Genomic DNA, 7115 nt, shown 5'->3' with positions numbered 1-7115 from the left:
CAGGGCCCCCTCCACGTCGACCTCGGCGCCTTCCCGCCGCCGCTCGGCATCACCCTGGTCGCCGACCGGTTGTCCGGCCTGATGCTCACCGTGTCCTCGGCCGTCACGCTCGCCGTGCTGGTCTACTCGCTCGGCCAGGGCATGGCCGACCGGGACCAGGAGACGCCGGTCGCCGTCTTCCACCCCGCCTATCTGATCCTGGTGGCCGGGGTGTCCTGCACCTTCCTGGCGGGCGACCTGGTCAACCTCTTCGTCGCGTTCGAGATCATGCTGGTCGCCAGCTTCGTGCTGCTCACCCTCGGCGGCACCGGCCCCCGGATCCGGGCCGGCTCCACCTACGTGATCATCTCGCTCTTCTCCTCGATGCTGTTCCTGACCGCCATCGCCATGACCTACGCCGCGACCGGGACCGTCAACTTCGCCCAGCTCTCCGCCCGGCTGCCCGAACTCCCGCTCGGGGTGCAGACCCTGATCCAGGCGATGCTGCTCACCGTCTTCGGCGTCAAGGCCGCCGTCTTCCCCGTCGCGGCCTGGCTCCCCGACTCGTACCCGACCGCACCCGCCCCCGTCACCGCCGTCTTCGCCGGCCTGCTGACCAAGGTGGGCGTCTACTGCATGCTGCGCACCGAGACGCTGCTCTTCCCCGGCAACCGGCTCGGGGACCTGCTGATGGCCGTGGCGCTGTTCTCGATGGTCGTGGGCATCCTCGGCGCCGTCGCCCAGACCGACCTGAAGAGGCTGTTCTCCTTCACCCTCATCAGCCACATCGGCTACATGATCTTCGGCATCGGACTCGCCACCCGCGAGGCGTACGGCGGGGCGATCTTCTACGTCGTCCACCACATCACCGTGCAGACCACGCTCTTCCTCGTCGCCGGGCTCATCGAGCGGCGCGGCGGCACCAACGAGCTGACCAGGATCGGTGGTCTGGCCAAGGCGGCACCGGTCCTCGCGGTCCTCTTCTTCGTCCCCGCGATGAACCTCGCCGGCATCCCCCCGCTCTCCGGCTTCATCGGGAAGCTCGGCCTGATGCGGGCCGGAGTCGCCGACGGCAGCGCCTGGGCGTGGATCCTGGTCGCCGGGGCGACCCTGACGAGTCTGCTCACCCTGTACGTGATGGCCAAGGTCTGGAACCTCGCGTTCTGGCGGGCCGAGCCGCCCGACCAGGCCGCCTACGGCACCGTCCTGGAGGACGCCGACGACTCCGACGACTCCGACACCGACACCGGGCCCGACAGGATCCCCGGGTCCGGTGACGAGGGGGTCGGCCGGGAACCGGTACCGGCCGGGCAGGCCGTCGCGGCGAGTCTGCACGGACGTGCCGTCACCACCACGACCAGGCCGCCCGCCGCCATGACCGCGGCCACCGCCGCTGCGGTCGGCCTCGGCCTCGCCTTCACGGTGCTGGCCGGTCCGCTGACCGCCTTCACCGACCGCGCGGCGGCCGAACTGATCGACCGCGGCCCCTACACGGAGGCGGTGCTCAGCCGGTGAGACGCCTGATCACACTCTCCCGCCGCGACCCCGAACTGCCGCCGTTCAGCGCCGAGTTCGCCGGGCGCCGGCGCCGGGTGCTCGACCTGCCGCTGATCGCCTGGCTCACCGTGATCTGGGTGCTGCTCTGGTCGACCCTGACCTGGGCCAACTTCATCACCGGCGCGGTCGTCGCCGTCTTCGTCTCCCTGGCGTTCCCGCTGCCGAGAGTGGACCTCGGGCTGCGGCTGCACCCCTGGGGCATCGTCGTCCTCGCCGCCTACCTGCTGTACCACATGTACACATCCGGGGTGAAGGTCACCAAGCAGATCTTCTCCGGCTATCCGCATCAACCCGCCGTCATCGCCGTACAGCTGCGCTGCCGCAGCGACCTGATGCTCGCGGCGACGGCGGTCTCGGTGTCCAACGTCCCCGGCGGCTCGGTCATCGAGATCCGCAGGGCCACCGCGACGCTCTTCCTGCACGTCCTGGACGCGGACCGGCCGGACGCGCTGGACGCGGCCCGGCGTTCGGTCTGGCGCCTGGAGAGGCTGACCGTCAAGGCGTTCGGTACGAGTGAGGAGATCGAGCGGGTGGCGGAACCGCCACCGGGCCGGGAACGGGACGACACCGAGGGAGAGGGAGCATGAGCGCACCGGAGACCGTCGACCGGGTCCTTCTGATCGCCGCCGTCGCGATCGTCGTGGTGGCGGGGGCGTTGCTGCTGTACCGGATCTGGCGGGGCCCCTCCATGCTGGACCGGGCCATCTCGCTGGACGTCCTCGCCGCGCTGATCATCGCCGGGCTCGGCGCCAAGTCCGCGATGGCCCGCGACCCCTTCTACTTCCCGATCATGCTGGTGCTGGCCTTCCTCGGCTTCACCGGATCGGTGGGCATCGCCCGCTTCATCGCCGTACGCGACCGGCCGCCCTCGCGCCCGTCGCCGGATCGCCCCGCGGACGGGAAGGGGACCCGATGAGCGTCTGGACCCAGTTCACCGACACGTTCGGCGCCGCCCTGGTCTTCCTCGGCGCGGCGATCTGCCTGCTCGGGGTGATCGGCATGCTCCGGCTGCCGGACGTCCTCTCCCGCAGCCACGCCGCGACCAAACCGCAGACCCTGGGCCTGCTGCTGGTCCTGGCCGGTGTCGCGCTGCGGATGCGCAGCGGCATGGACCTGGCGACGCTGGCCCTCATCGGGTTCTTCCAGCTGATGACGAGCCCGGTCGCGTCCCACCTGGTGGCCCGTTCCGCGTACCGCACCGGCCAGATCGAGCACGGTGACCTGCTCATCGACGACCTGGACGAGCAGCTCACCGAACGGGCCCCCGAACCGGAGCCCGAGCAGGGCTCCGGCACGTCCTAGCCGGGCCCGCGGCCGACCCGGGCACCGGGAGGGGCCCTTCAGCGCCGGACGGGGGGACGCGGTGCGACCGGCAGGGGCGGGGACAGGACCGGTTCGAGCAGCTGGGCGAGCTGCCTGCGCCGTGCCGCGTCGAGCCGGCCCGTCGCCGGCGCCAGGGCCTCCTGGACCTCCTGGTACAGCCGTCCGGTGAGCTCGCGCCCCGCGTCGGTGATGAGGACGTCGACGACCCGCTTGTCGTCCGGGTTGGCGGCGCGCGCCAGGAGCCCTCGCCGTTCGGCGCGGTCGATGAGGCCGGAGAGGGTCGACTTGTCCAGTCCGAGGAAGGCCGCCAGGTCGCTCATGCGGGGGCGCCGGTCCCGGAGGATGCCGAGGACGCGCAGCTGGGTGAGGGACAGGTCGTGCTCGGCGCCGACGCGGGTGAGCACGCTCATGATCTGGAAGGCGCTGCGGACGAGTCCGTCGAGCAGGGCGTCCGTGGAGTCGTCGGTGGTCATGCGGGCCACCCTACTTGACATCGTTTGTATTACCAATGATTCTGGATTCAGTTGGTAATGCAAACGAAACCGGGAGTCCCTCATGCGTGCTGCGGTCATCACCTCGTCCGACGCTCCGCCGGTCCACGGCGAGCACCCCGATCCGGTCGCCACCGGCGAGCACGACATGGTCGTGGAGGTCCTCGCGGCGGGCCTGCACCACCTCACCCGGGCGAAGGCGAACGGCACGCACTACTCCAGCGCCGGCGGCTTCCCGCTCGTGCCCGGCGTCGACGGTGTCGTGCGCGACGGTTCGGGACGCCTTCGCTACGCCGTCCTGGACGACACGGATCTCGGCACGTTCGCGGAGCGCACCGTCATCGACGCCCGCCGCAGCGTCCTCCTGCCGGACGGCACCGACCCGGTCCGTGTCGCCGCCGCGATGAATCCGGGCATGTCCTCCTGGGTGGCGTTGCGCCGGCGCATCGCCTTCCGCGAAGGCGGGAGCGTGCTCGTCCTCGGTGCCACCGGCAGCGCCGGATCCATGGCGATCCAGATCGCGAAGCGGTTCGGCGCCGCGCGATGTGTATAAGAGACAGCTTCACGGCCCTGGAGGCCCTCGGCGCGGACCGGGCGATCACCTTCGAGGAGGCCCGGGTGGCGGCCGACGTCGACGTCGTCCTCGACTTCGTGTGGGGCGAGCCCGCCGCAGGTGCCATGCTCCCGATGCTCACCGCCCGCGCCGACCGCTCCGCCCCGCTGACCTGGATCCAGATCGGGTCCATGGCCGGCGCGACCGCCCCCGTCCCCTCCGCCGCACTGCGCGCGTCGCGTCCCGCCCCGCGACTTCCTCGCCGAGCTGCCGGAGCTGGCCGAGGCGGTCACCGAGGGCGCCCTCGACGTCCGGGCCCGGGCCGTACCGCTGGCCCAGATCGCGCAGGCGTGGACCGAGCGGACCAGGGAGCGCCTCGTCTTCGTCCCGTAGCACCGCCGCCCCGGCCCGCCCGCTCCGCTTCCGGGGCGGGCACCGGAGGCCACCGTCCACCAAGGAGTGAACATGCAGAAACGTGCGTTGATCGTGGGCCTCGGCATCGCGGGCATGTCCGCCGCCATAGGACTGCGCGAAGCCGGATGGACCCCCGTGATCATCGAGCGGGCGCCCCGGCGCCGCACCGGCGGCTACTTCGTCAACCTGATGCCGGAGGGCATGGACGCGGCCGCCGGCTTGGGCCTCGACGACCTGCACACCCGTGATCCCCTGCGCGGAACCACGTGGGTGCTGAACCGCCGGGGCCACCGAAGGCCCGCTCTGAGCTGGCTCGATCTGCCGGGCCGCCCCACGGCGATGGTCCGTGGCGACGTGGAGGCCGCCCTCTGGGGCAAGGTGGCCGCCCTGCGCCAGGGCGAGGGCGGCGTGGAGGTGCGCCTGGCCACCGTGCCGGTGGAGATCGTCGAAGGCGACGACGCGGTGGAGGTGCTGCTGGAGGACGCCTCCTCCGGTATCCGCCACCGTGAGTCCTTCGGCCTGGTCATCGGCGCGGACGGGCTGCGCTCCACCGTGCGACGGCTCGCCTTCGGCCCGCACGAGCGCTTCATGACCTCGTGGAACGCGATGATCTGCGCCTTCCCGCTGCCCGCACAGGCCCCGTCCTTCGGCGCGCAGGACAGCCTCATCAGCGCGCGTACGGGGCGCGCGGTGTGGGTGTTCGGCCTGGCCGACCGGGCGCCCACCGCGCTGCTGACGTACTGCACCAAGGACATCGACGCTCAGTTCACCGGAGACCGCACCGAGCGCCTGCGCGCCGTCTTCCACGACATGGGCCACCCCGCGGTGCGCCACGTCCTGGACGCGCTGCCCCAAGCGCCCGACCACCTGTTCGACTCCGTGCACCAGGTGAAGATGGACCGGTGGAGCACGGGACGGGTCGTCCTCACCGGCGACGCGGCGTGGTGCCTGAACCTGTTCTCCGGTATGGGTACCACGGCCGCCCTGAGGGGCGGGGCGGAGCTCGGCCGCGCCCTGCGGGAGCACCCTGACGACCTCGGCGCGGCGCTGGCCGCCTGGGAGGCCGGGCTCCGGCCGTTCGTCGCCACGCACCAGCGCATGGCACGGGTCAAGCACCAGTGGTTCGTGCCGACCAACCGCGTGCTGGCGGGGGTGCGCGCGCTCGTCATGCGCCTGGCCGGCAACGCCCGTCGCTCGTCCACCGAGGCACGCCTCCTCCGGGCGGCCGCTCCGGCACCGGACGGTGTGTGAGACGGGCCCGTGCGGTCCCCGGCCGCCGTCTGCCATGATGCAGCGGATGCGGTGACCGGACGCTGGGGGGCGTATGGGGAGCACGGGGGCGGCACTGCGCGCGTTGCGCGGTGCGCAGAAGTCGTCCAAGGGCGTTTCGCTCTACTCGCGGTACCTGAACCGGCCGGCCGGCCGGCTGCTCGCCGCCGGCGCCCACCGGGTCGGACTGACGCCGAATCAGGTGACCGGGATCAGTGCGGTGTTCACCTTCGCCGCCATCGGCGCGGTCGCCCTCGTGGAGCCGTCCTGGTGGCTGGGGGCCGCGGTGTACGCGGGGCTCGCCCTCGGCTTCGCCTTCGACTCGGCCGACGGGCAGCTCGCCCGGCTGACCGGGCGGGGCGGCCCGGACGGCGAGTGGCTGGACCACGTCGTGGACTGCGCGAAGATGATCCTCGTCCACACCGCCGTACTGGTCTCGTTCCACCGTTTCGCCGGACTCGGTTCGGACGCCTGGCTGCTGCTGCCGCTGGGCTTCCAGTTCGCGGCGGTGCTCACCTTCTGCGCGGGGCTGCTGCGTGAGCAGCTCGGCAGGGCGGCGGCCGGTGCCGCGCCCGCCGAGTCCGGCGCCACGGCCCGGGTCTCGCGGGTGCGGGCCGTCGCGCTGCTGCCCGCGGACTACGGGGTGTTCTGCCTGGTCTTCCTGCTGCTCGGCGCCCCGACGGCCTTCCGGGCGGGGTACGCCGTGCTCGCCGCGGTGCACGCCCTGTTCCTGGTGGCGTTCCTGGTCAAGTGGTTCGGGGAGCTGAGAGCGCTCCGGGCGGACTGACGAGGACCTCCAGCGCCCGGCGCAACTGGGTGCTGGAGGTGTGCACGGTGTACGGGAGGTAGACGACGTCGACGCCGACCTCGGCGAAGTCCCGCTCCAGACGCGTCCCCTTCTCCGTGCCGCGCCAGTCGTCCCCCTTGAAGATCACGTCGAAGCGGACCTGCTGCCAGGACTCGATCTTGTCCGGCACGGTCTCCACGAACGCCGCGTCCACGAAACGCACACTGCGCACGATCTCCAGGCGCTCCCGCAGCGGGATCACGGGCGCGTGGCCCTTGGCGAGCGTCGCCATCTCGTCCGACACGACCCCCGCCACCAGGTAGTCGCACCGGCTCCGGGCGTGCCGCAGGATGTTGAGGTGGCCGATGTGGAACAGGTCGTACACCCCCGGGGCGTAACCGACTCCGTGCTGCGCCATCCGTTCTCTCCCCCCACGGTGGAACTGATCCAACGACCTTACTGCGAACCCCACTTGGTCGGCCTATGAACGGATAAGCTCGATGCGACGCTGTCCCGGGGGAAGGCGATCGTCCGATGTCCGACGCTGGGTACGGCAGGCCGCGAGGGCCGTTCGAGGGCCGCAGGCTCCTCGTGGTCTCCACCAACTACGCGCCCGAGGTGACGGGCATCGGCCCGTACGCCACCCAGCTCGCCGAACACTGGGCCGCGTCGGGCGCCGAGACCCAGGTCCTGGCGGGTATGCCGCACTACCCCGCCTGGCGGGTCGACGCGGCCTACCGGG

General features: G+C 71.9%; 9 protein-coding genes and 1 pseudogene. 8 read left to right on the top strand and 2 right to left on the bottom strand.

The window, feature by feature from the left end; genetic code table 11:
* The 4 genes from IH13_RS0126935 to mnhG all read left to right on the top strand — a co-directional run.
* Positions 1–1494: Na+/H+ antiporter subunit D (locus IH13_RS0126935; protein ID WP_031088573.1), on the top strand; the 1494-nt coding region annotated here is incomplete at its 5' end.
* Complete coding sequence (locus IH13_RS0126930; protein ID WP_031088572.1) at positions 1491–2123, top strand: Na+/H+ antiporter subunit E; 633 nt, start codon at positions 1491–1493, stop codon at positions 2121–2123. The genes IH13_RS0126935 and IH13_RS0126930, both read left to right, overlap by 4 nt.
* The gene (locus IH13_RS0126925; protein ID WP_031088571.1) at positions 2120–2452 is read left to right on the top strand and encodes an MrpF/PhaF family protein; all 333 of its coding nucleotides are present in this window, start codon (positions 2120–2122) and stop codon (positions 2450–2452) included. Before IH13_RS0126930 ends, IH13_RS0126925 begins: the two co-directional genes overlap by 4 nt.
* The gene (mnhG, locus tag IH13_RS0126920; RefSeq protein ID WP_031088570.1) at positions 2449–2838 is read left to right on the top strand and encodes a monovalent cation/H(+) antiporter subunit G; all 390 of its coding nucleotides are present in this window, start codon (positions 2449–2451) and stop codon (positions 2836–2838) included. The genes IH13_RS0126925 and mnhG overlap by 4 nt, the downstream gene beginning before the upstream one ends.
* A 38-nt stretch (positions 2839–2876) precedes the next feature.
* Here mnhG and IH13_RS0126915 read toward each other — a convergent pair whose 3' ends face one another.
* A complete protein-coding gene (locus tag IH13_RS0126915; protein ID WP_031088569.1) occupies positions 2877–3332 on the bottom strand; it encodes a MarR family winged helix-turn-helix transcriptional regulator in 456 nt (151 codons plus the stop codon).
* An 82-nt stretch (positions 3333–3414) separates the two neighbouring features.
* Between IH13_RS0126915 and IH13_RS45010 the strand changes: the two genes are divergently transcribed.
* From IH13_RS45010 to IH13_RS0126900, 3 genes are all read left to right on the top strand, one after another.
* Positions 3415–3903 carry a quinone oxidoreductase family protein gene (locus IH13_RS45010; protein WP_234433399.1) on the top strand — a complete coding sequence of 163 codons (489 nt, stop codon included), beginning with the start codon at positions 3415–3417 and terminating at the stop codon, positions 3901–3903.
* Positions 3904–4368: 465 nt separating this feature from the next.
* Positions 4369–5568: an FAD-dependent monooxygenase gene (locus IH13_RS0126905; protein ID WP_031088568.1), complete on the top strand. Its 1200-nt coding sequence runs from the start codon at positions 4369–4371 to the stop codon at positions 5566–5568.
* A gap of 73 nt (positions 5569–5641) precedes the next feature.
* The gene (locus IH13_RS0126900) at positions 5642–6373 is read left to right on the top strand and encodes a CDP-alcohol phosphatidyltransferase family protein (RefSeq protein WP_031088567.1); all 732 of its coding nucleotides are present in this window, start codon (positions 5642–5644) and stop codon (positions 6371–6373) included.
* On the opposite strand, the gene IH13_RS0126895 is transcribed toward IH13_RS0126900, so the two are convergent.
* Entirely contained in the window at positions 6333–6791 is a 459-nt protein-coding gene (locus IH13_RS0126895; RefSeq protein WP_031088566.1) for an FAD synthase family protein, read from the bottom strand. The two genes, IH13_RS0126900 and IH13_RS0126895, sit on opposite strands and share 41 nt — an antisense overlap.
* A 116-nt stretch (positions 6792–6907) precedes the next feature.
* Between IH13_RS0126895 and IH13_RS0126890 the strand changes: the two are divergent.
* Positions 6908–7115, top strand: a pseudogene (locus IH13_RS0126890) (glycosyltransferase WbuB); the annotation flags it as partial.

The organism is Streptomyces sp. NRRL WC-3549 (assembly GCF_000721935.1).
Classification (GTDB): Bacteria; Actinomycetota; Actinomycetes; order Streptomycetales; family Streptomycetaceae; genus Streptomyces.
The sequence above is the reverse complement of the archived record's forward strand: the minus strand, read 5'-3'. Positions and strand labels throughout refer to the sequence as shown.

Coding starts and splice junctions, on each gene's coding strand:
- IH13_RS0126905 (WP_031088568.1), top strand. CDS start 4,369: ATGCAGAAACGTGCGTTGATCGTGGGCCTCGGCATCGCGGGCATGTCC.
- IH13_RS0126900 (WP_031088567.1), top strand. CDS start 5,642: ATGGGGAGCACGGGGGCGGCACTGCGCGCGTTGCGCGGTGCGCAGAAG.
- IH13_RS0126895 (WP_031088566.1), bottom strand. CDS start 6,791: ATGGCGCAGCACGGAGTCGGTTACGCCCCGGGGGTGTACGACCTGTTC.
- IH13_RS0126915 (WP_031088569.1), bottom strand. CDS start 3,332: ATGACCACCGACGACTCCACGGACGCCCTGCTCGACGGACTCGTCCGC.
- IH13_RS45010 (WP_234433399.1), top strand. CDS start 3,415: ATGCGTGCTGCGGTCATCACCTCGTCCGACGCTCCGCCGGTCCACGGC.
- IH13_RS0126925 (WP_031088571.1), top strand. CDS start 2,120: ATGAGCGCACCGGAGACCGTCGACCGGGTCCTTCTGATCGCCGCCGTC.
- mnhG (WP_031088570.1), top strand. CDS start 2,449: ATGAGCGTCTGGACCCAGTTCACCGACACGTTCGGCGCCGCCCTGGTC.